The sequence below is a fragment of the Pseudomonas sp. 5P_5.1_Bac1 genome (assembly GCF_025466015.1).
GTDB lineage: Bacteria > Pseudomonadota > Gammaproteobacteria > Pseudomonadales > Pseudomonadaceae > Aquipseudomonas.
The window spans coordinates 1-21,221 of the sequence record NZ_JANLNX010000026.1 but is presented as its reverse complement, the minus strand read 5'-3'; the positions used below and the strand labels follow the sequence as shown (position 1 = coordinate 21,221).

Here is a 21,221-nt window from a genome sequence, read left to right as displayed (position 1 = left end):
GACGCAACATCCACATCGACTTCTGCGGAGAAGTCGGGGCACGAGAGCAAGCTGGCGGCTTCGCTCAAATCACGTCACTTGACCATGATGTCGATCGCCGGCGTTATCGGCGGCGCATTGTTCGTCGGTTCCGGCAGCGTGATCCACAGCGCCGGCCCGGCCGCGGTACTGGCGTACCTGGCGGGCGGCATCCTGGTGGTGCTGGTCATGCGCATGCTCGGTGAAATGGCGACGTCCTCGCCGGACACCGGCTCCTTCTCCACCTATGCCGAGCGCGCCATTGGTCGCTGGGCCGGTTTCACCATCGGCTGGTTGTACTGGGGCTACTGGGTGATCCTGATGGCGTGGGAAGCCTACGTCGCCGGCAAGATCCTGCACGGCTGGTTCCCCTCGGTGAGCATCAACAGCTTCGTGCTGATTGCCACCCTGGCGCTGATCTGCGTGAACTTCTTCAACGTCAAGCACTACGGTGAGTTCGAGTTCTGGTTCGCCCTGATCAAGGTCGTGGCCATTGTCTGCTTCCTGGTGGTCTGCCTGGCCGCAGTGATGAGCCTGTGGCCGACCGGTGAAGTCAGCGGCATGGCCAACCTGACCGCCCACGGCGGCTTCATGCCCAACGGCATCGAGTCGGTGGTGGTGGCGATGCTGGGTGCGATGTTCGCCTTCCTCGGTGCAGAAATCGTCACCATCGCCGCCTCCGAGTCGAAAGACCCGGCCGGTCAGATCGTCAAGGCAACCAACTCGGTGGTCTGGCGCGTGTGCCTGTTCTACATCGGCTCGATCTTCCTGATCGTCTGCCTGGTGCCGTGGAATGACCCGCTGATGGGCACCTCCGGCTACGGTTCGTACCGCCGCACCCTGGAACTGCTGGGCATTCCGGGCGCCGAGTTCGTGATGAACTTCGTGGTCCTGACTTCGGTCAGCAGTTGCCTGATCTCGGCTCACTACACCGCCTCGCGCATGATGTTCTCGCTGGCGACCCGTGGTGACGCACCGAAGATCTTCAAGATGACCCGTGCCGGCACCGGCGTACCGGTCTTCGCGATCATCGGTTCGTGCGCTGTTGCAGTGATCTGCGCCCTGATCAACTTCAACGAGGCCCTGCGTCCGAAAGACGTACTGGACACCTTGATGAACACCACCGGCATGATCGCCATGCTGGTGTACCTGGTAATCGCCTGCTCGCAACTGAAAATGCGCCGCAAGCTGGAAGCCGAAGGCAAGCAGATCCGCCTGAAAATGTGGCTGTTCCCTTGGCTGACCTACCTGAGCATCGTGTTCATCGTGGGCTGCCTGGTGACCATGGCGTTCGTCGAGGAGTACCAGATTCTGGTGATCTCCACCGGCGCGGCGGCGGCAGTCGTGGCAATGATGGGTATGGTTGTGCACTACCGGGCGCTGAAGAAAGCGGCCTGATGGTGTAATCATCGCGAGCGAGCTCGCTCCAGTAGGAGCGAGCTCGCTCGCGATACCCCCTCAATGCTGCTTGGCCTTCCTGATCCGCAGCAGAATCACCCCCAGCATCAACCCCACCACTGGCGCCAGTCCCAGCAGCGCATCCCGCGGCGCAATGTGTGCGCCCAACGTATCCAGCCCCGCATACAGCAACTTGAACAGGCTCAGCAGGTAATAGGTGATCGCGATGATCGACAAACCTTCTACCGCCCGCTGAATCTTGATCTGCGACTCGGCCCGGGCAGCCAGGCTGCGCAGGATCTCGGCGTTCTGTTCCTCCATGTCCACCTGCACCCGCGCCTGCAACAGGTCGCCAAGGTTGGCCACGCCCTTGGCCAGGTGATCCAGCCGCTGTTCGGTCGCCGCGCAATAACGCACGGTGGGCTTGAAGCGTCGCTCAATGAACACGCCCAGGCGCTGGTAATCCTCGACATTGCCCTCACGCAGTTCCGTCAGCCGCTCGAACACCAGTTGCGCGTAGGCTTGGGTCGCGCTGAAGCGGTGGCGGCTTTTCACTGTGCTGGCGACCACCTGTCGCGACAGTTCGACGATGTCTTCCAGCAACACTTTGGCCTGCACGCCGCTGGCGCCGGCATTGCGCTGTGAAAGATGGACCAGCGTCCGGTCGAAACCGTCCAGTTGCGGGCTGAGGTCCTTGGCCGTGCTCAACGCCAGGGAGGCCATCATCCGGTAGGTCTCAAGCTCCAGCAGCCGACGCACCATGCGCCCGAGCCGGTAGGCATTGAGCCGGCGATTGACGAACAGCAGCCGGTTGACGCCCTCGTCGTCCAGGCGAAAGTCGCTCCACACCACCGCATCGCCACCGCCCACGCTGGAGCCGCTGGGGTCTTTGAAGCCGTAGCTGGCGAAGTCCAGGCCCGGCTCCTCGCGCACCACCAGTTGCATGGCGTTGATCAACTGCTCGCGGTACGGCTCGATGGCGTAGGCCAGGGCAGGGGGCAGGCCGCTCCACTGCGGATCGGCGCTGGCGCTGGGCTGGACCAGGGTCAAGGTGAAGAACTCGGAATGGCGCTCCCATTTGAACGGACAGCCGTCGAATTGCGTGATGCCCTGGACCGCGTCGGTATCGACGGCGTCCAGGCTGCAGCGCTGGAGCAGGGCGTTGCAGGGTTGCTGGCCACCGATGAACGCCAGGTGAAAGACATGGGCCGGGGCGTCGAAATACAGGGAGGGGCGAGCATGCAGCTCGTTGTGCAAGGCGGTGCGTTGGGGGTGCATGGGTCAGCCGTATTGTTGTGATTGTCTGCGGATGTCGCGCCCACTGAGGGCGCGCATCTGGAAGACAGGCCGACTGGCCCGTGGGTCACGCCCGCGGGGGCGGGCGAAATGTCGCAGGGGGCTTGGCCCTTAGTGAAATCAGGCTTTGGAAATCGAGTCGAAGACGGGCAGCTCGGTGGTGCCGTAGGCCAGGGCAAGCAGCCGGCTGTCCAGGCTTTCATCGTTGTCGAAGCGTTGCGACAGGACCTGAAGCACAGCCTGGCCATGCAGGTCGAAGAAATCCGCAGCGATCTGGTCCAGGTCGCCACCGTCGGCCTGGACGTGCAGGTCGATCAGCGAGCGGTGCGCCGACAGCAACACCACCGGGCCGTAGCCACCGTCACGGTAAAAGGTGCTGAGGTTCCATTGCGTCTGGGTAAATTCACTCAGGCTGTTGAGCAGGCTGGCCATGAGCAGTTCCGCCTCGGGAGCGTCCTGGGTGCACCACAGACCCAAACCGACGGAAATATCCGGAATGCCCGCAGTGGTCGGGGTGAGAAATTCGTAGATGGCGTCGTTCACCACGCCGCCCCAGGCAACGAAGCAGGCTTCGGTGCAGGTGATGCCACCTTCGCTCAGCACCAGGCCCTGGTACTTCGGCCAGACGAAATGGTCGTCGGCGCTGGCGCGGGGCGTCCTCAACTGCTGCAGGTCAACCCCCTGCAAGGCGAGGCCCATGCGACCTGAGGCGACATGTCCGAGGCTCGACAAGCCTTCCTTGAGTCGTTGGTAAGCGGGGTAGGCGACGATATCCGCGAGTGCGATCCGAGTGCCGTTCATGCCGTGTTCTCCTAGAAACGCTATCAGTTGCCGGTTGGGGTTATTCAGCACGGAAGTGCTGTGGGTGATACAGGAGCGCAGGCACAGCTCGGCCGTGCTCCAGTAAAAGGGTGCGAGGCATGCGGACATTGAGGGGCGCGGGTTTTCCGTTGGCGGAAGGCGAACAGCCGATCGAAAAGCTCATTACCGGTCCCTGGTTGGTGAGAGTGATGTCATATTGGCATGAGTTTGAGCGGGAAGCGATGACCCCTTTATGACGTTCGAGGGGGAACTGAACCGGGTTGCTGCGGCCATAGTTATCAAGTTGTTGCTGCGGTTGATTTTTGTTCGAACCCGGAAGGGCTTTTGACTAAGCTCCAAAGCGATTTTTCTCTGTAATAAGGAACGTGCCTCATGAAAAAGTGGATTGCTCTGACCGTTGCCCTGTGCGCCAGCGCCGCGGTGAATGCCGCCGATTCCCTCAAGGTCGAGCTCAAGGAAGCCAGCGCCCAGGGCGAAGGCAAGAGCGTCGGGTTCGTCACTATCACCCAGAGCCCGTATGGCGCGGTGTTCACGCCGGAGTTGAGTGGCGTGGCGCCGGGCGTGCATGGCTTCCACGTTCATGCCAACCCGAGCTGCGCGCCAACCGAAGCCGACGGCAAGCCGGTCCCGGCTGGCGGTGCCGGTGGGCACTGGGATCCAAAGAACACCGGCAAGCACAGCTTCCCGTGGGATGACGGCGGCCACATGGGCGACCTGCCGGCGCTGATCGTCACCGCCGACGGCAAGGCCGCGCAGCCGCTGCTGGCGCCGAAGATCAAGAATCTGGACGAGCTCAAAGGCCATGCGCTGATGATTCATGCCGGTGGCGATAACCACTCGGATCATCCGGCGCCGCTGGGTGGTGGGGCGGCGCGGTTTGCTTGTGGGGTGATCAAGTAACGGTTGTTGGAATAAAGAATCCCGGTCTTTTGGCCGGGATTTTTGGTTGATGTTGATGGCCTCATCGCCGGCAAGCTGGCTTGCCAGCGATAAGTCTAGGCCACCGCCAACCTCCTGCCCGGCACCGCCTCCAGCAACTCCCGGGTATACGGGTCCTGCGGCCTTTCCAGTACCTCCTGCGCCGCCCCCTGTTCCACCACCTGCCCCTGGCGCAACACCACCACTTCATGGGCCAGGCTGGCGACCACCGCCAGGTCATGGGACACCAGCACATACGCCACGCCCAGTTCCGCCTGCAGTTCCCGCAGCAGGTCGAGGATCTGCGCCTGCACCGATACGTCCAGCGCCGAAACCGGTTCATCCAGCAGCAATAGATCAGGCTTGAGCGCCAGGGCCCGGGCGATGGCGACGCGCTGGCGCTGGCCGCCAGACAGTTCCCGCGGCAGGCGATCAAGGTAGCTGGCGGGCAATTGCACCTGGTCCATCAGTTGCCGCGCCGCCTGTTCCAGTTCGCGGCCCTTGAGCAGGCCGAACGACACCAGCGGCTCGACCACGGTCTGGTAAATGCTGAAACGCGGGTCCAGCGCAGCAAACGGGTTCTGTTGCACCAGTTGCATGCGCTGGCGCAGCGGTCTGAACTGTTTCCAGCTCAGGCCGCCGATGTCCTGGCCGTCGAAGCGCACGCGGCCACGGCTGGGGTGATCGAGGCCGAGGGCGATGCGCAGGCTGGTGCTTTTGCCCGAGCCGGATTCGCCGACGATGGCCAGGGTCTGCCGTGGATAGACATTCAGGCTCAGCCCCTGCAACGCCTGGAAACTCTGCTGCGCGCCGGCATGCCGGGGCAGGCGAAAGTCTTTGCCGACGTCCTCGAAACTCAGCAGCGGCCGCGCCCCACGGGTGTCCACCGGCTCTGGCCGGCGGGTTTCGCCGAAGGCCGGCGCGGCGGCCAGCAGGTCGCGGGTGTAGGCGTGGCTGGGGGCGGACAGCACCTCCCGCGCCGCGCCGGTTTCCACCACTTCACCGTTCCTCATCACCAGCACCCGGTCGGCGCGGTCGGCGGCCACGCCGAGGTCGTGGGTGATGATCACCAGGGCAATGCCCCGGGCTTTCACCAGTTGCTCCAGGTGATCGAGGATGCGTTTCTGCACCGTCACGTCGAGGGCGCTGGTGGGCTCGTCGGCGATGATCAGCTTCGGTTCGCCGGCCAGGGCGATGGCGATCAGCACGCGCTGGCGCATGCCGCCGGATAGTTCATGGGGATACTGCACGGCACGCAGGGCCGGGTTGTCGATGCCGACCTGCTCGAGCAGTTCCAGCACATCGGCGTCCAGCCCCGGATAGCGCCGGCCATGGCGCAGGATCAGGCTTTCGCCGATCTGCTTGCCGATGCTCAGGGTCGGGTTGAGGCTGACCATCGGGTCCTGCGGCACCAGCCCGACCACTCGGCCGCGCAACTGTTGCTTGACCTTGTCGCTGGCGTGGCTGATGTCGTGGCCGTCGACCACGAGGCTGCCGCCGTCGATCCGCGCGGTCAGCGGCAGCAGGCCGAGCAGGGCGCCGGCCACGGTGGTCTTGCCCGAGCCGGACTCGCCGACGATGGCCAGGGTCTCGCCCGGCTCGAGGTGAAAACTCACCCCGCGCACCGCTTCGGTAACGCGCCCGGCGTTGTGATAGCTGACCCGTAGGTCCTTGACGTCGATCAGGCGGCTCATCGTTGGACCTCCTCGAAGGTGCGGGCGATATGGTTGAGGCTGAACACCACCAGCACCAGGAACAGCCCCGGCAGCAGCGACACCCACGGCGCGGTGATGAGGAAATGGCGACCGTTGGCGATCAGCGTGCCCCATTCCGCCGCGGGCGGCGCGGCGCCGAAGCCGAGGAAGCTAAGGCCGGCGGTGGCGAGGATCGCCGCGCCGACATCAAGGGTGGCGAGCACCGCCACCGGGCCCCAGGCATTGGGCAGCACATGGCGCAGCAGGGTGCGGCCCCAGCTCGCGCCGCCCAGCCGCGCCGCTTCCACATAGGGCAGGGTCTTGATCCGCAGCACTTCGGCGCGAGTAGTACGGGCGAAACCGGGAATGATCCCGACGCCCACGGCGATCGCCACCGGCACCGTGCCGAAGCCGATCGCGGTGACGATTGCCAGGGCCAGCAGCAGGCCGGGCAGGGCCAGCAGCACATCGACCACCCGCATGATCACCGCGTCCAGGCGTCCGCCGATAAAGCCCGAGACGATGCCCAGACCGAGCCCGACCACCAGCGCCAGACCGACCGCCAGCAAGGCCGCGAGCACCGAAAGCCGTGAGCCGTACAGCACCCGCGTGTAGAGGTCGCGGCCCAGTTCATCGGTGCCGAACCAGTGCGTGGCGCTGGGCGGCAGCAGTTTCGCCGCGGGCTGGGTGGCGTAGGGATCGACGCTGGTGAACAGGCCGGGCACCAAGGCCGCCAGCAGGGTGAACAGCACCAGCGCCAGGGCCAGCACGAAGCCGGGCCGGCGCAGCAGCGGTCCGGCCTGGTCCAGCAGCCGTTGCAGGCGACGGCGCGGGCGCCAGTGAGGGGTTTGCACGGCAGTCGAGAAGCGACGTTGCAGGACGGTCATCTCAGGTCACCTTGGGCGCATGGGTGATGCGCGGGTCGAGGATCGGGTAGAGCAGGTCCACCAGCAGGTTGACCAGCACGAAGGCGGCGGCGGACACCGCAACCACCGCCAGCACCAGCGGAATGTCCTGGCGCAGCACGGCCTCCTGGACCAGCCGGCCGACGCCGTTGCGGGCGAAGATGGTTTCCACCAGCACCGCGCCGGACACCGTGTTGCCGACCTGCAAACCAATCAGCGTCAGCAGCGGCAGGGCGGCGTTGCGAAAACCATGGCGGGCCTGGACCTGGCCGCGGCTGAGGCCCTTGGCGAAGGCGGTGGTGATGTAGGGCTCGCGCCAGACATCGATGAAACCGCGTTGCAGCACCTGGGCGTAGACCGCGGCGCTGGGGATCGCCAGGGTCACGGCCGGCAGGACCAGGCTTTCGAAACCGAGGCTGCCGGTGGCCGGGAACCAGCCGAGGCCAAAGGCGAATATCTGGATCAGCAGCAGGCCCATCCAGAACACCGGCACCGAAAAGCCCAGCGCCGGCAGGCGGGCGAGGGCGATTTTCAGTGGCTGCCAGCGCACGTAGGCGGCGAGATAAGCCAGGCCGACCCCGCCGACCAGCGACAGGAGGATCGCCAGCCCGGCCAGGGCCAGGGTTTGCGGCAGGCGTTCGGCGAGGATCGCGGTGACCGGGCGGCTGAGGGTCAGCGACTGGCCCAGGTCGCCCTGCAATACGCCCAGCAGCAGGTCCACGTAGCGCTCCAGCAAGCCTTGGTCGAGGCCGTAATAGGCGCGGGCCTTGGCCAGTTGCTCGGGTGACAGCGCATCGATTTCCATGCCCGAGGCGCTGAGCATGATGCTCAGCGGGTCGCCCGGCAGCAGGTAGAGAATGAAGTAAGTAATGGTGTAAGCGCCCCAGAGCACCAGCGCGGCCTGGGCGATGCGGCCGAGCAGGTAGCGGCTCATGGCTTGACCTCGATGTCATTGAGGAAGGCGAAACCCTCGGCGCTCCAGCGGAAGTTCTGCACGCGCTTGGAGGTCGCCGCCTGCCAGACCCGCTCGTACACCGGGATCGCCGAGCCCTGATCGATCAGCAGGTCTTGCAACTGGCCGTAGGCGTCGGCGCGTTGTTGCGGCGCGGTGGCGGTGAGGCCGGCGTCGAACAGCGCCTGAGCGTGCGGCAGCACGGTCGGCGTGTAGGTGTTGGTGGCCAGGGTGGCGCTGTTGGCGGTGCGCGGATCGAGGATGGTCTGCAGGATGATCGGGTCGGCGCGGGTCATGTAGGTGTAGGTCAGGTCGTAGTTGCCGGCGGCGTTGGCGGCGGCCCACTCGGCGGTGGTTTGCACCTTCAGCCTGATGTCGATGCCGACCTGGCGCAGTTGGTCCTGGATCAGTACGTCGCCGGCGGTTTCCTTGCCGGCCAGGTTGTAGACCAGGGTCAGGCGCTTGCCGTCCTTCTGCCGGTAGTTGTCCGCGCCGAGGCGCCAGCCGGCGTCATCCAGCAGCTTCGCCGCGCCTTGCGGGTCGTAGGCCAGTTTGTCGCCCTGGCTGCGGAAGAACGGCGTGGTCACGTCGTACACGCCGTCCACCACCGGGAAGGCTGCGTTGTAGACGGTGCTGGCGTAGCTCTTGCGGTCGATGGCTTTCTGCACGGCCAGGCGCACGTTGTGGTCGGCGAGGATGCGGTTGTCGCGGGTGTTGGGGTAGAGGTTCCAGGCCGGACCCGGCAGGGAGCGGCTCTGGATGGTGGCGTCGTTGCGTTGCAGCAGTTGCAGGTCGACTTCGGAAAACGGCACGCGCGGCCAGAGGATGTCCACCTTGCCTTGCAGGAACAGGCCGTTGCGCACGCTGTCTTCCGGCACGTAGCTGACTTCGATGGCGGACAGGTGCGCGTCGCCCTTGTTCTGCACGTTGGCCGAAGCCCAGGTGTAGCCGTCGCGGCGGACCAGCTTCAGGCCGGTTTCCGGGGTGTAGTGCTCGAGCTTGAACGGGCCGCTGCCGATCACCGCGCCAAGGGAGCGCTCCTTAGCGCTCTTGCGGTAGGACTCGGGCGCGAGGATCGACAGGTTGGTGGTGGATGTGGCCTGGAGAAAGCCCGCGTTGGGTTTGCTCAGCACCAGCTTGATGGTCTGCGGGTCGATGATTTCGGCGTGGTCGTAGCCGGCCAGGTAGGTGGCGCCGAAGGTGCTCGGCAGTTCGGCGGCGAAGGCCTTGTTGCTGTCGAAGGCGGTTTTCACCGCCTGGGCGTCGAAGACCTCGCCGTTGCTGAAGGTCACGCCCTGGCGCAGGTAGAAGGTGTACGCGCGGGCGTCGGGGCTGATTTCCCAGCGCTCGGCGAGCCACGGAATGATGTTGCCGGTCTGCGGGTCCTGGTCGGTCAGCGACTCGACCACGTTGCGCAGCACCACGCGGTGTTCCAGCCAATAGACCTGGAATGGATCGATGCTGACCAACTGCGTGTTGTCGTTCCAGAACGCGATTTTCAGTGTGCTGGCCGCCTGTGCGTCCGGTTGCGAAGGCGAGCAGCCCGGCAGGGTCAGGCCCAGGGCCAGCAGGATGGCCGCGCTGGCCAGGGTTCGTTGCAGTCTCATGGGCATTCCTCGTTGAGGGCCGCGCCGCATCCCGGCGGCGCGGCCGGGCTGATCAGAAGTCGTAGGCGATTTTGCTGTACCAGTAGCCGCCGCCCGGATGGAACGGCGGGTTGCCATACGGCGCCAGGCCCAGCGGGCTGTACACCGCGTGCTTGTCGGGGCGCACGTCGAACAGGTTGGTGGCGCCGACGCTGAGGGTCAGTTGGTCGAAGAAGGTGTAGGCGACGTCGAGGTCGGTGATCCATTTGGCGCCGAAGCTGCGGTCGCCGCTGGGGTTGACCGCCAGGGTCTTGACGCTGCCGAAGCGGGTGGTCTGCAGGTTCACCGCGAGGTTGTCGACCTTCCAGTTGGCGCCGAGGATCCACTTGGTTTCCGGGCTGGCCACGGTCAGGTCGCCTTCGCGGTCGCGGCCCACCAGGGTGATGCCGGAACCGGCGAGGGAGGCGGGGGTGTCACGCACGTCCTCGATGCTGGTTTTGTTCCAGTTGAACGCCAGGCTCCAGCGCACGTCACCCCAGGCGCCGAAGTCGGTGCTGTGGTCGGCGACGATATCCAGGCCCTTGGTGCGGGTGTCGTAGGCGTTGGTGTAGTAGTTGACCCAGGTGCCACGGGCCACGCCCTGGCTTTGCAGAATGCTGGTGATGACGCCGTTGCCCTGGTCGTAGATGTTGCTGGTCAGGGTGATGCGGTCGTCGATATCGATCAGGTAGGCGTCGGCGGTGATGCTGGTGCGTGGCGCCGGTTGCCAGGTCAGGCCGAGGCCGAGGTTGCGCGACTTCTCCGGCTTCAGCGCGTCGCCGCCGAGGGCCGCGGCCAGGCTGCTGTCGGACGGGGTCAGGCGGGTAACGGCCGGGACCACGTTGCCGTTGACGTCGGTGGCAACGCGGTTGTCGGCGACGGTGTAGCCGATCTGGGTCAGCGACGGCGCGCGGAAGCCGGTGCCGACGGTGCCGCGCACGGCGACGCTATCGGTCAGTTCATAGCGCGAGTTGAGCTTGAGGCCGAAGGTGTTGCCCGAGTCGTCATCGTAGTGCTCGACGCGGCCGGCCAGGTCGAGGAACCAGCGTTCGGTGAGGTCGAAGCCGAGGTCCAGGTAGGCCGCGTAGTTGTTGCGGATCAGGCTGACTTCGTCTTCCGGGCGCAGGGTCACCGCGGCCTGGGCGCCGGAGGCCGCCGGGTAGTTGCCGGTGAGGTACGCGGCGGGCTCGCCGGCGAAGGTGCTGAAGCGTTCCCAGCGGTGTTCGAGGCCGGCCGATACCTGCACCGGCGAGGTCAGGCCGAACAGGCTGTCGTAGCGGCGGGTCAGGTCGAAGTTGTTGACCCACTGCTCGAAGCGGAAGGTCGCCAGGTTGTCGAAGCGGGTCGGCGTGGCGGTGCCCAGCGACGGGTTGATGTTGAAGTCGCTGGAGTGGTGGATGTTGTTGCGCCCGTAGGTGGTGCTCAGGTCCCAGTGCCAGTCGGCGCGCTCGCCTTTGCCACCGAACAGGAACTGGTAGTCGCGGTCCTTGATGTTGTTCAGCGGGTAGTAACCGTCCGGGAACAGCTCCGGCACCGATGCGGTGCCGGTGGGCAGGCGGAAATAGTTGTAGGCCTCGGCGTCGCGTTCGCCGTAGGTGGCGTAGGAGTAGAGGGTCAGCGCGTCGAGCGGCAGTTCGGCGTTGTAGGCGACGTTGAAGGCCTTGATCTCGGGGTCGCCGTTCTTGATCGCGACGCGGTCCCAGGCGGCTTCCTTCACCGGGTCGCGGAAGGCCCGCACGCTGCTGTCGGCCTTGTCGTTCCAGGCCGCGTCGCCGCGTTTGCGGGCGTCGGCGGAGAGGTGCACAAAGCCGCTTTCGCCAAGCTTGAAGCCCTGGTCGCCGGCCACCTTGATGGTTTCGCCCTGGCCGGAATAGAGCTGGCCGTAGCTGGTTTCCACATGCCCGCCGGAGGCGCTGGACTTGAGGATGATATTGATCACCCCGGCCACCGCGTCAGAGCCGTACTGGGCGGCGGCGCTGTCCTTGAGGATTTCGATATGGTCCACGGCGCTGACCGGGATCAGGTCGATGTCCACTGCGTTGGCGCCGCTGTTGTCGATATTGCCGCGCTGACCGACGGCGCCGTTGTGCCGGCGCTTGCCGTTGACCAGCACCAATGTGTAGGCCGGGCCGAGGCTGCGGTTGCTCAGCGGCCGGGTGACCGAGTTGTAGCCGGCGATATTGGTGCCGAAGTTGAATGACGGCAGCAGGCGGGAAATGGCTTCGGACAACTCGGCGCGGCCGGTCTTGAGCAGTTGCTCGCTGTTGATTACATCGATCGGCGCCGGGCTGTCGGCGACGGTACGTGCCTGGCCGCGGACACCGGTGGAAATCACCGTCACGGTATCGAGGCGGGCGTCTTTGTCCGCGGCCTGGGTTGCGGGCGCAAAGCCGGCGAACAGCAGGGCGGTAGTGAGGGTGCTGAGGTGCGGGTATCGGGATATGTGCATGCGGGCATAGTCCGTTACTGCGTGGCACTGGCCCTGGGTCTGGGTGCAGGTGGATCGCCTGGCGTTGATCGTTTTTAGAAGGGGGGACGAGGTCGTCTGGGATTGATCTTATTTTTATAAGAACGTCAGCGGAAATTCTTTTTTGGAATATTAATATTATTCTTTTTAGGAATTATTATTTATTTTTAATATGCAAATTATTGATGTGTTTCTTTCCCTGGCGCCCTGAAACCACTGTGGGAGCTGGCTTGCCAGCGATAAGGCCAGGCCGGACACCCGCTGTGTCCCTGACTGCCTCATCGCTGGCAAGCCAGCTCCCACGGGTGAATCAGTGTTAAACGAGCCTAATCCGCCTCACAGGTCATACCGCACACTCAAGGTCACCGTCCGCGGGTCGTTCACCGAGTAATACGCGGTACTGCTCGCCGCCGAGTACGCGATGCTCTGCGGGTACGCGCGGTTGAGCAGGTTCTTCACCGCCAGGGTGGTGGTCCAGTGGCCGTCGCCGCTGCTGTAGCTGGTGTTGGCGTTCCAGAAGCTTTGTTCCGGCACTTCATAGATGTCGCCATTGACCGCGTTGGCGTAGGACTTGGTCTGGAACTGCCAGTCGGTGCCGGCCACCAGCGCGCCCGGCAGGTCCACCGGGACGGTCCAGTTCAAGCCCAGCGCCAGGTTCCAGCGCGGGGCGAAGACCATCCAGTTGCCATCGGCATCGACACCCGGCCCGGCGGCGTTCTTGAAATCGTCGTACTGGGCCTTGAGGAAACCGAGGTTGACCGTGGCGGTCAGGTCGCGGCTGAGCAGGGCGGTGTTTTCCAGTTCCACGCCATAGCTGTGGGCGCTGCCGACGTTGGTTCGCAGGTTGGCGCTGATGGCCGGGTCCCAGGCGTTGGTCTGCAGGTCTTTGTAGTCGTTGTAGAACACCGCGATGTTGCTGCGCAGACGCCCGTCGAGGTAGTCGCCCTTGAGCCCGGTTTCGTAGGTGATGACGTTTTCCGGGTCGAAGCCCTGCAAGGCGGCGAGACGGGTCGGCGCGCGGTTGTCGAAGCCGCCGGCCTTGAAGCCCTTGGCGACGTAACCGTACTGGATCAGGTTGTCGGTCCAGGCGTATTCCAGGCCGAGTTTCGGGCTGAAGGAGGCCCAGCTCTCGCTGGTTTCGGCCTCGAAGTTCAGGCCGGTGATGTCCCGTGCCGTGGTGATGCGGTAGTTCTTGTAGTCGAAGTTCTTGTGCTCGGCGGTGTAGCGCAGGCCGCCGGTGACGGACAGGCGCGAGGTCAGTTTGTAGGTGCCCTGGCCGTACAGCGCGTAGCTTTCGGTGTCGGTGGTGCTGTACTGGCCGCTGGCGTTGACCCGGTCGGCGGCGACCGAATAGGTCAGGCTGTCGCGTTCGGCGCGGAAGCGCTCCTTGTACAGGAAGGCGCCGAGGGTGAAGTTGAAGCGCTCGTACTCGCCGTTGAGCTGGAACTCCTGGGTGGCGTAGCGCTGTTTGTAGTGGATCAGGTTGTTCTGCACCGGCGCGGCGTTGCCGCTGTTGGCCTCGCCGGAGTTGTCGTAGTCCACCGGCTGGTCGAAGGTCGACCAGGCCGTGACCGACTTGGCGCTCAACTGGTCATCGATGTGGTAGATCGAGCGCAGCACCGCGCTGCCCTGGTCGAGGCGGTTTTTCGGGTCGAGGCTGCTGTAGGTCTTGAACTTGTCGAAATGGCCGTTGGCCGGGTCGAACGGCGTGTAGCTGGTGGTGTCGCCGCGGTCGAAGGTGCCGGCCAGGGTCAGTTGCGTGTCCCACGGCGAATCCGCCGGGGCCAGGCGCAGCTTGCCGCGGTAGGACTGGATATCGACGTTGTTGACGTCCTTGTCGCGGGTGCGGTTGTGCACGGTGCCGTCGCGGCTCAGGCGCACCGCGGAGAAGCTGCCGAACAGGGTGTCGTCGACCAGCGGCCCGCTGACCAGCAGGCGGCCGTTGCGCGCGTCATAGTTGCCGGCGCCCAGCTCGACGAAGGCGCGGGTCTTCTGGTCCGGGTCGCGGGTGATCACGCGGATCGCCCCGGCCGCGCTGTTGCGCCCGTACAGGGTGCCTTGCGGACCGCGCAGGACTTCGACGCGCTCGACGTCGTTGAAGTCGAGCATCGAGGAAATCGCCCGCGGGATGTACAGGTCGTCGGCGTACACCGCCACCGCCGCCTCCTGGATCGGGTCGGTCTCGCCGATGCCACGGATGCCGTAGGTCTGCGCGCTGTAGGAGATCGACTGGCGGTTGAGGGTCAGGTTCGGCACGCGCCCGGAGAGGTCGCGGATGTTGTTGATCTGCTGGTCACGCAGGGTGTTCTCGTCGAAGGCGCTGATCGCCACCGGGGTTTTCTGCAGGTTTTCCTGACGGTGCTCGGCGGTCACGGTGACGCTCGGCAGGCGTTCTTCCTTGGGGGCTTCGGTGGCGGCGAAGGTGGTCAGGGGCAAGGACAAGAGCAACGGTGGGAGAGTGTGGCGCAAGGCTGGTCGGGGCATGCTGGGGTCTTCCTGGCTTTTTTTGGATTTCCTCCCTGAGTGGGGTCGGTCAGTTGGATTGGGGCTGGTTATCGCGAGCAAGCTCGCTCCTACAGGTGCAACGCGTTTTCTCTGTAGGAGCGAGCTTGCTCGCGATGGCCTTGAACATCACAAAAAATCAATGCTTGTAGCCATCCCCCTCCCGATCCAGTTGCCGGATCAGCGCATCCCAATGCCGCTGGATCCCCGGGTTGTTGCCATCAAGAAACGCCGCCGTCTGCTGCTTCACTTTCTCGATCGCCGCCTCCGGCGCGAACAGCAGGTCGGCATTGCCGCCCGCCTGCGCGGCGATCTGGATATTGCAGGCGCGCTCCAGGCCATGCAGCTCACGGAACGCATGCTCGACACTGCTGCCGCCGGTGAGCAGGCCGTGGTTGCGCAGGATCAGAATGTTGCTGTTGCCCAGGTTAGCCACCAGGCGCACTTGCTCGTCGAGGTCCAGGGCCACGCCTTCGTAGGTGTGGTAGACGACCCGGCTGTAATAGGCCAGTGCATGCTGCGACAGCGGCAGCAGGCCATCGCGTTGCGCCGACACCGCCGCGCCATCGCGGGTGTGGGTGTGCAGCACCGCCTTGAGGTCGGGGCGGGCGCGGTGGATGGCGCTGTGAATCACGTAGCCGGCTTGGTTGATGCCCAGCCCCAGCGGGTCGTCGATGATCGTGCCGTCGACGTCCACCTTGACCAGGTTGGACGCGGTGATTTCATCGAACAGCAGGCCATAGGCGTTGATCAGGAAGTGCTCGTCCGGGCCGGGCACCCGTGCCGAGAAGTGCGTGTAGATGTGGTCGGTCCAGCGAAACAGCGCGGCCAGGCGGTAGGCGGCGGCGAGTTTGACCCGCACCTCCCATTCTTCGGCGCTGACCCGCTGGCGCACGCTATCGAGGTCGGAGGAAACGGTCAGAACGGAAACGGCAGTCATTGCAGTGCTCCCCACGCGCCAGGCGGCGCGTCAAGTTCATAGGTTCAGGTTCGAGGGTTCAGGTTCAGTAGCCGCGCTGGTGGTCCACCAGATTGCGCAGCGCTTCGCCCTGGTGATAACGGCGGAAGTTCTCGACGAAATCCTCGGCAAAGCCGCGGATGCCCTCGGTGGAAATGGCGCAGGTGTGGGGCGAGATAAACACCCGTGGGTCGCTGTACAGCGGATGGCCGGCGGGTAGCGGCTCGGGTTCGGTGACGTCGAGCGTGGCGCGGCCGATCCAGCCGGCTTCCAGCCCTTCGAGCAGGGCCTGCTGGTCGAGCAGGCCGCCGCGCGCGATGTTGATCAGGTGCAGGCCGGGCTTGGCGCTGGCCAGCACGTCACGGTTGATCAGGCCACGGGTCTGGGCGGTGAGGGGCGCTGCGATAACCAGATGATCGGACTCGGCGAACAACTGGTGCAGGTCAGCCACCGCCTCGACCGGCACGCCGGCTTCCAGCGGCTGGCCCGGTCGGCCCAGGGCGATCACCCGCAGGCCGAGGGCATGGCCCTTGGCGGCGAGGGCACGACCGATGCTGCCCAGGCCGAGGATGCCGAGGGTCTTGCCGCGCACCGGTTGCAGCGGGGTGAAGCTCCAGTCGTCGTCCTTGACCCAGATGTTCGGCAACTGCTTGGCCGCGGAGAAAATCGCCGCCAGGGCAAACTCGGCGACCTGTTCGGCATTGCTGCCCTTGCCGCTGGTGACCGGCGGGCCCTGGAACAGCCAGTCGGGATAGAAGTCGATGCCCGACGACACCAGTTGCACCCAGCGCAGCGACCACGGCCAGCCCGCAGGCGGCTGATCGACGCGACGGCCACGCACGTTGATCGGACGCACGATCAGTACGTCGGCGCGCTCGGCATTGAATTGATCCGGCGAGAGGTCCAGCACCCGGTGCTCGGGCAGTTGCTGGCGAATGTAGTCGTTGGCCTGCGCGTCAAGCTGGCTGGCGATCACGCTGATGGTGCTCATTGGCTTGCTTCCTCGCTGAGGGCCGCGCGGCCGGTGCCGTGGAACACCACGTCGTCCTGCGGGGTGTGAATGCGGCTGCACAGCACGTCGCGGTAGTGCCGTTCCAGCGGGTTATGGCGCGACAGGCCGGGGTTGCCGGTGGCCTCGATGGCCAGTTCCACCGCCTGGATCGCGTTCTGCGTCACCAGTTGCTTGAGCTGGCCGGCGTTCTTCGGCTCGACCAGGCCGGCGGCGGCAGAGTCCAGCAGGTTGCGGTTGGCGAACAGCAGGGTGTCGATGCGCCCGACCCGCTCCTGGAAGCGCGGCAGGCTGGCCAGCGACTGGCCGAGGTTGGACGGCACCCGCTCGCGCAGGAAGGTCACCAGCCAGTCGCGCGCGGCCTGGGCCACCGCGTCGTAGATGCTCGACAGCAACACCGCCATCCACACCAGGCCTTCGCCGTCCAGCTCCGGGCGCGGCGCGCTGGCCGGGCTGACCGCGACGGCGTGGTCGAGGGGCAGCAGCACGTTGTCGAATTCGACGCGGTGGCTGCAGGTGGCGCGCATGCCGAGGTGGTCCCATTCATCGACGATACGGATGCCCGGCGTGTCCTTGTGCACCAGGAAGCCGCCCACCAACGGGTCGGCATCATCGCTGCGGCCCCACACCAGATACCACTCCAGGCCATGGCTGCCGGTGGAGTAGAGCTTGGTCCCGGACAGCCGCCAGCCGTCGGCGGTGCGCCGGGCGATGGTCGCCGGCAGGCCGCCACGGGCCGGGGTGCCCAGTTCTGGCTCGACGCGGAAGGCGTTGATCAGCGCGCCGTTCTCCACGGCTTCGCGAGCCAGTCGCTCGCGCAGGTGGGCCGGCCAGCGCTGGTCGTCTTGCAAGCGGAAATGCTGCAGGTACTGCATCACCAGAATCAGCGCGGTGGACGGCTCGCCCTTGGCCACCGCGGCAATCACCTTGCGTGCGCTGGGCAGGTCGGCACCGCCGCCGCCCAGCGCCTTCGGCACGGTCAAGCCGAGCAGGCCATGGCGTTGCAGCAGGGCGAAGTTGGCGGCGGGGAAGGCACCACTGCGGTCGTAGTCGGCGGCACTGGCCGCCAGCTCGCGGGTGATGGTCGAAAGCACGACCGGGTCCAGGCCGGACGGGGCACTGTCCGACGGGGTCGGCCGGTGCAGCGGGACAGCAGTGGCGGAAGACTGGCTCATCAGGCACTCATCGCATAAGACGCAGGGAGCGCCCCCGAGGAGCGCCGTTCACCCACCCTGGACAGCGGATCCATGCCGGTGGGGCTTATGACCGTATGCTTGGCAAAGTGCTATGTAAAATTCTTTATGGTTCTAAGCTAATGGCGAGAATGAAAAATTGTTCGCATATTAGGTTATGACCAAAATGCATTTCACTGATTATCTAGGTGTCGGTACAGTCTGCTGACATTCGCGACACATGGCGGATGGAACCCAGAACCTGACAACAGGCTGTTGTCCAGCCTCCAAGGAGTGTCCGCGATGATCCCTTTCAAACGAATTCTGGCGCTTGGCGCCGCCGTGCTGCTGGCCGGCCAGGTGCTGGCCGCCGACCGCCTCGAACTGCGCATCGGCGACCAGAAAGGCAACATGCGCGCCCAACTGGAAGCCGCCGATGCCCTGCGCGATTTGCCCTATGACATCCGCTGGGCCGAGTTTCCCGCCGCCGCACCGCTGGCCGAGGCATTGAATGCCGGGGCGATCGATGCCGGCATCATCGGCGACGCGCCGTTGCTGTTCGCCCTGGCCTCCGGGGCGCAGGTCAAGGCCATCGCCGTGGACAAATCCGATGCCTACGGCACCGCGGTGCTGGTGGAACCGAAGTCGGCGCTGAAAGCGGCCGCCGACCTCAAGGGCAAGCGCATCGCCACCGGACGCGGCTCCATCGGCCACTATGTAGCGCTCAAGGCCCTGGCCAGCGCGGGTCTCACCGAGAAAGACGTGGAATTCCGTTTCCTCGGCCCGGTGGACGCCAAGGTCGCCTTGGCCAACGGCTCGGTGGATGCCTGGGCCACCTGGGAACCCTACACCGCGTTGGCCGAACTGAGCGGGCAGGGCCGGGTGCTGGTCAACGGCCGCGGCCTGTCCAGCGGCAACAGTTTCCTCGCCGCCACCGACAAAGCCCTCGATGACCCGGCCCGCCGCGAAGCCCTGCAGGATTACCTGACACGCCTGGCCAAGGCCCAGGACTGGGCCAACCACAACCTCGACAGCTATTCGAAAACCCTGGCGCAGATCATCGGCTTCCCGGTGGACGCCGCGCGCCTGCAGTTCGAACGCCGGCAACTGCGCTGGCAGGCGGTAGACGCCAAGACCATCGACGAGCAGCAGGAAACCGCTGACTTCTACCAGGCCCATGGCCTGATCGCCGAACGCCTCGATGTGAAACCGACCTTTGCCAGCGGCTTCGTCCTGCCGGCCGCCGCCACCCTGACTCAAACCCCCTGAAACCGGAGCTTCCCGCATGATTCCATTCCAGCGTCTGTACCGGCTGGCCGCCGCCGTGGTGCTTGGCGCCAGTCTTGTCGGCACGGCCAGCGCCGAAGAAACCCTGCGCATCGGCTACCAGAAATCCTCGACCCTGCTGACCCTGCTCAAGGCCCAGGGCGATCTGGAAAAGCAACTGGCCGGGCAGGGCATCACTGTCTCCTGGCATGAATTCGCCAGTGGTCTTCCGCTGCTCGAAGCGCTCAACCTGGGCAACGTCGATGTCTCGGCGGACGTCGCCGACACCGTGCCGGTGTTCGCCCAGGCCGCGGGTGCCAAGCTGACCTACTTCGCCCGGGAGACCCCGTCGCCGCTGGCCCAGGCCATTCTGGTGCCGGCCGATTCGCCGCTGAAAAGCCTGGCTGACCTCAAGGGCAAGAAGATCGCTGTGACCAAGGCCGCCGGCAGCCACTACCTGCTGATCCAGGCCCTGGCCAAGGCCGGATTGAACTTCAGCGACATTCAGCCGGCCTACCTGATTCCGGCCGATGGCCGTGCCGCGTTCGAGAACCGCAAGGTGGATGCCTGGGTCACCTGGGACCCGTTCGTCGCCAGCGCCCAGCGTCAGCAACATGCGCGGGTGTTGAGCAATGGCGACGGCCTGTCCAACTATCAGCGCTATTATCTGGCGTCCAGCGACTACGCCAAGGCCCACCCCGCGGTGCTCAACACCTTGTTCAACTCGCTGAGCAACGCGGGCAAGTGGATCAAGGCCAACCCGACCGATGCCGCCAAGGTGCTCGGGCCGCTGTGGGGTAACCTGGATGTGGCCACGGTCGAGCAAGCCAACGGCCGACGCAGTTATGATGTGCAGCCGGTGCAGGCCGACAACCTCGCCGAGCAGCAGCAGATCGCCGATGTGTTCTTTGCCCAGGGCCTGCTGCCGCGCAAGATCGACGCCAGCGCCGTGGAGCTTTTCAAGCCCGCCGTGCAGCGCTGATACCGTCACCGATCCAGGGCCGCTGGCACCTCTCGGGGTGCCAGCGGCCTTCGCCGTTATCAACCAAGGAGTGATTCATGGAAAAGCGTCAACTGGGCAACAGCGGAATCGAAGTCAGCGCCATCGCCCTCGGCACCATGACCTGGGGCGAGCAGAACAGCGAGGCTGAAGCCTTCGAACAGATCCGCGTGGCCCGCGAGGCCGGGGTCAACTTCCTCGACACCGCCGAGATGTACCCGGTGCCGCCGATCGCCCGGACTTACGGCGAAACCGAGCGGATCATCGGTAACTACTTCGAGCGTTTCGGTGGCCGCGACCAGTGGGTACTGGCGAGCAAAGTGGCCGGCCCGCACCGTATCGACCACATCCGTGCCGGCAATACCCGCCTCAACCGCGCCAACATCACCGCGGCGCTGGAAGAAAGCCTGAAGCGCCTGAAGACCGATTACCTGGACCTCTATCAACTGCACTGGCCGGATCGCCAGGCAAACTTCTTCGGTCAGCTTGGCTACGTGCACGACGCTGACGACAATGAAGCCGTCGCCATCGAAGACACCCTGGAAGTGCTGGCCGACCTGGTGGCCTCGGGCAAGGTACGCCAGATCGGCCTGTCCAACGAGACGCCGTGGGGCGTGCAGCGTTTCCTGCATCTGGCCGAGACCCGTGGCTGGCCGCGCGTGGTGTCGATCCAGAACCCCTACAGCCTGCTGAACCGCAGCTACGAAGTGGGCCTGGCGGAGATTTCCATTCGTGAGCAGGTGGGGCTGCTGGCTTATTCGCCGCTGGCGTTTGGTGTGTTGTCGGGCAAATACCTGAACGGCGCGCAGCCGGCGAAATCGCGCCTGACCCTGTTCGATCGTTTCCAGCGCTACAACAATCCGCAGGTGGAGCGTGCGACCGCAGCCTATGTGGCATTGGCGCAGGAGCACGGCGTTGACCCGGCGCAACTGGCGCTGGCCTACGTCACCAGCCGCCCGTTCGTGACCAGCAACATCATCGGCGCAACCACCCTTGAGCAGTTGCACAGCAACCTGGGCAGCGTTGAGGTGAACTTGACCGAAGAGTTGCTGCGCGGGATCGAAGCGATCCACGTAGAACAGCCGAACCCTGCGCCGTAGCAGAAATACGCCGGCCCCTCCTGTAGGTATGCCGGCTCCCCCTGTAGGAGCGAGCTTGCTCGCGAATGCCTCAGTCAACTCACTGACGCATCGCGAGCAAGCTCGCTCCTACAGAGAAC

The 21,221-nt window shown here is 65.2% G+C and carries 16 protein-coding genes; 5 read left to right on the top strand and 11 right to left on the bottom strand.

Translation table 11 applies throughout. The features are described 5' to 3' along the window. A partial coding sequence (locus NTD82_RS04885; protein WP_262127959.1) for an amino acid permease occupies positions 1 to 1,416 on the top strand: 1,416 nt, incomplete at its 5' end. A gap of 60 nt (positions 1,417 to 1,476) precedes the next feature. Here the strand turns inward: NTD82_RS04885 and NTD82_RS04880 are convergent. Together NTD82_RS04880 and NTD82_RS04875 are read right to left on the bottom strand one after the other, a co-directional pair. Next, positions 1,477 to 2,694: a DUF3422 domain-containing protein gene (locus tag NTD82_RS04880; RefSeq protein WP_262127958.1), complete on the bottom strand. Its 1,218-nt coding sequence runs from the start codon at positions 2,692 to 2,694 to the stop codon at positions 1,477 to 1,479. Between the two features lie 138 nt (positions 2,695 to 2,832). Continuing rightward, positions 2,833 to 3,513: a hypothetical protein gene (locus NTD82_RS04875; protein ID WP_262127957.1), complete on the bottom strand. Its 681-nt coding sequence runs from the start codon at positions 3,511 to 3,513 to the stop codon at positions 2,833 to 2,835. A gap of 393 nt (positions 3,514 to 3,906) precedes the next feature. On the opposite strand from NTD82_RS04875, the gene sodC reads away from it, so the two are divergent. Beyond that, positions 3,907 to 4,434, top strand: coding sequence for a superoxide dismutase family protein (sodC, locus tag NTD82_RS04870; protein WP_095159636.1), 528 nt, complete (start codon positions 3,907 to 3,909; stop codon positions 4,432 to 4,434). A 95-nt stretch (positions 4,435 to 4,529) separates the two neighbouring features. On the opposite strand, the gene NTD82_RS04865 is transcribed toward sodC, so the two are convergent. From NTD82_RS04865 to NTD82_RS04825, 9 genes are all read right to left on the bottom strand, one after another. Beyond that, positions 4,530 to 6,146: a dipeptide ABC transporter ATP-binding protein gene (locus NTD82_RS04865; RefSeq protein ID WP_262127956.1), complete on the bottom strand. Its 1,617-nt coding sequence runs from the start codon at positions 6,144 to 6,146 to the stop codon at positions 4,530 to 4,532. Further along, complete coding sequence (locus NTD82_RS04860; RefSeq protein ID WP_262127955.1) at positions 6,143 to 7,033, bottom strand: ABC transporter permease; 891 nt, start codon at positions 7,031 to 7,033, stop codon at positions 6,143 to 6,145. Before NTD82_RS04860 ends, NTD82_RS04865 begins: the two co-directional genes overlap by 4 nt. Position 7,034: 1 nt before the next feature. Continuing rightward, the gene (locus NTD82_RS04855; protein ID WP_262127954.1) at positions 7,035 to 7,985 is read right to left on the bottom strand and encodes an ABC transporter permease; all 951 of its coding nucleotides are present in this window, start codon (positions 7,983 to 7,985) and stop codon (positions 7,035 to 7,037) included. Next, complete coding sequence (locus tag NTD82_RS04850) at positions 7,982 to 9,610, bottom strand: ABC transporter substrate-binding protein (RefSeq protein ID WP_262127953.1); 1,629 nt, start codon at positions 9,608 to 9,610, stop codon at positions 7,982 to 7,984. The genes NTD82_RS04855 and NTD82_RS04850 overlap by 4 nt, the downstream gene beginning before the upstream one ends. 52 nt (positions 9,611 to 9,662) lie before the next feature. Next, a complete protein-coding gene (locus tag NTD82_RS04845) occupies positions 9,663 to 12,077 on the bottom strand; it encodes a TonB-dependent receptor plug domain-containing protein (RefSeq protein WP_262127952.1) in 2,415 nt (804 codons plus the stop codon). A 354-nt stretch (positions 12,078 to 12,431) separates the two neighbouring features. Beyond that, entirely contained in the window at positions 12,432 to 14,579 is a 2,148-nt protein-coding gene (locus tag NTD82_RS04840; RefSeq protein ID WP_262127951.1) for a TonB-dependent receptor, read from the bottom strand. Positions 14,580 to 14,736: 157 nt separating this feature from the next. Further along, a complete protein-coding gene (locus NTD82_RS04835) occupies positions 14,737 to 15,537 on the bottom strand; it encodes a class II aldolase/adducin family protein (RefSeq protein WP_262127950.1) in 801 nt (266 codons plus the stop codon). A gap of 64 nt (positions 15,538 to 15,601) precedes the next feature. Continuing rightward, on the bottom strand, positions 15,602 to 16,546 hold the full coding sequence (locus NTD82_RS04830; RefSeq protein ID WP_262127949.1) for a D-isomer specific 2-hydroxyacid dehydrogenase family protein: 945 nt from the start codon (positions 16,544 to 16,546) through the stop codon (positions 15,602 to 15,604). After that, positions 16,543 to 17,739 (bottom strand): acyl-CoA dehydrogenase family protein, encoded by a 1,197-nt coding sequence (locus NTD82_RS04825; RefSeq protein WP_262127948.1) that lies wholly within the window; start codon positions 17,737 to 17,739, stop codon positions 16,543 to 16,545. Before NTD82_RS04825 ends, NTD82_RS04830 begins: the two co-directional genes overlap by 4 nt. 300 nt (positions 17,740 to 18,039) lie before the next feature. Between NTD82_RS04825 and NTD82_RS04820 the strand changes: the two genes are divergently transcribed. From NTD82_RS04820 to NTD82_RS04810, 3 genes are all read left to right on the top strand, one after another. After that, on the top strand, positions 18,040 to 19,005 hold the full coding sequence (locus NTD82_RS04820; RefSeq protein WP_262127947.1) for an ABC transporter substrate-binding protein: 966 nt from the start codon (positions 18,040 to 18,042) through the stop codon (positions 19,003 to 19,005). Between the two features lie 16 nt (positions 19,006 to 19,021). Continuing rightward, positions 19,022 to 19,984, top strand: a complete 963-nt coding sequence (locus NTD82_RS04815) for an aliphatic sulfonate ABC transporter substrate-binding protein (RefSeq protein WP_262127946.1) — start codon at positions 19,022 to 19,024, stop codon at positions 19,982 to 19,984. Positions 19,985 to 20,061: 77 nt separating this feature from the next. Further along, positions 20,062 to 21,102 carry an NADP(H)-dependent aldo-keto reductase gene (locus tag NTD82_RS04810; protein ID WP_095159647.1) on the top strand — a complete coding sequence of 347 codons (1,041 nt, stop codon included), beginning with the start codon at positions 20,062 to 20,064 and terminating at the stop codon, positions 21,100 to 21,102. The last annotated feature ends 119 nt before the right edge of the window (positions 21,103 to 21,221 follow it).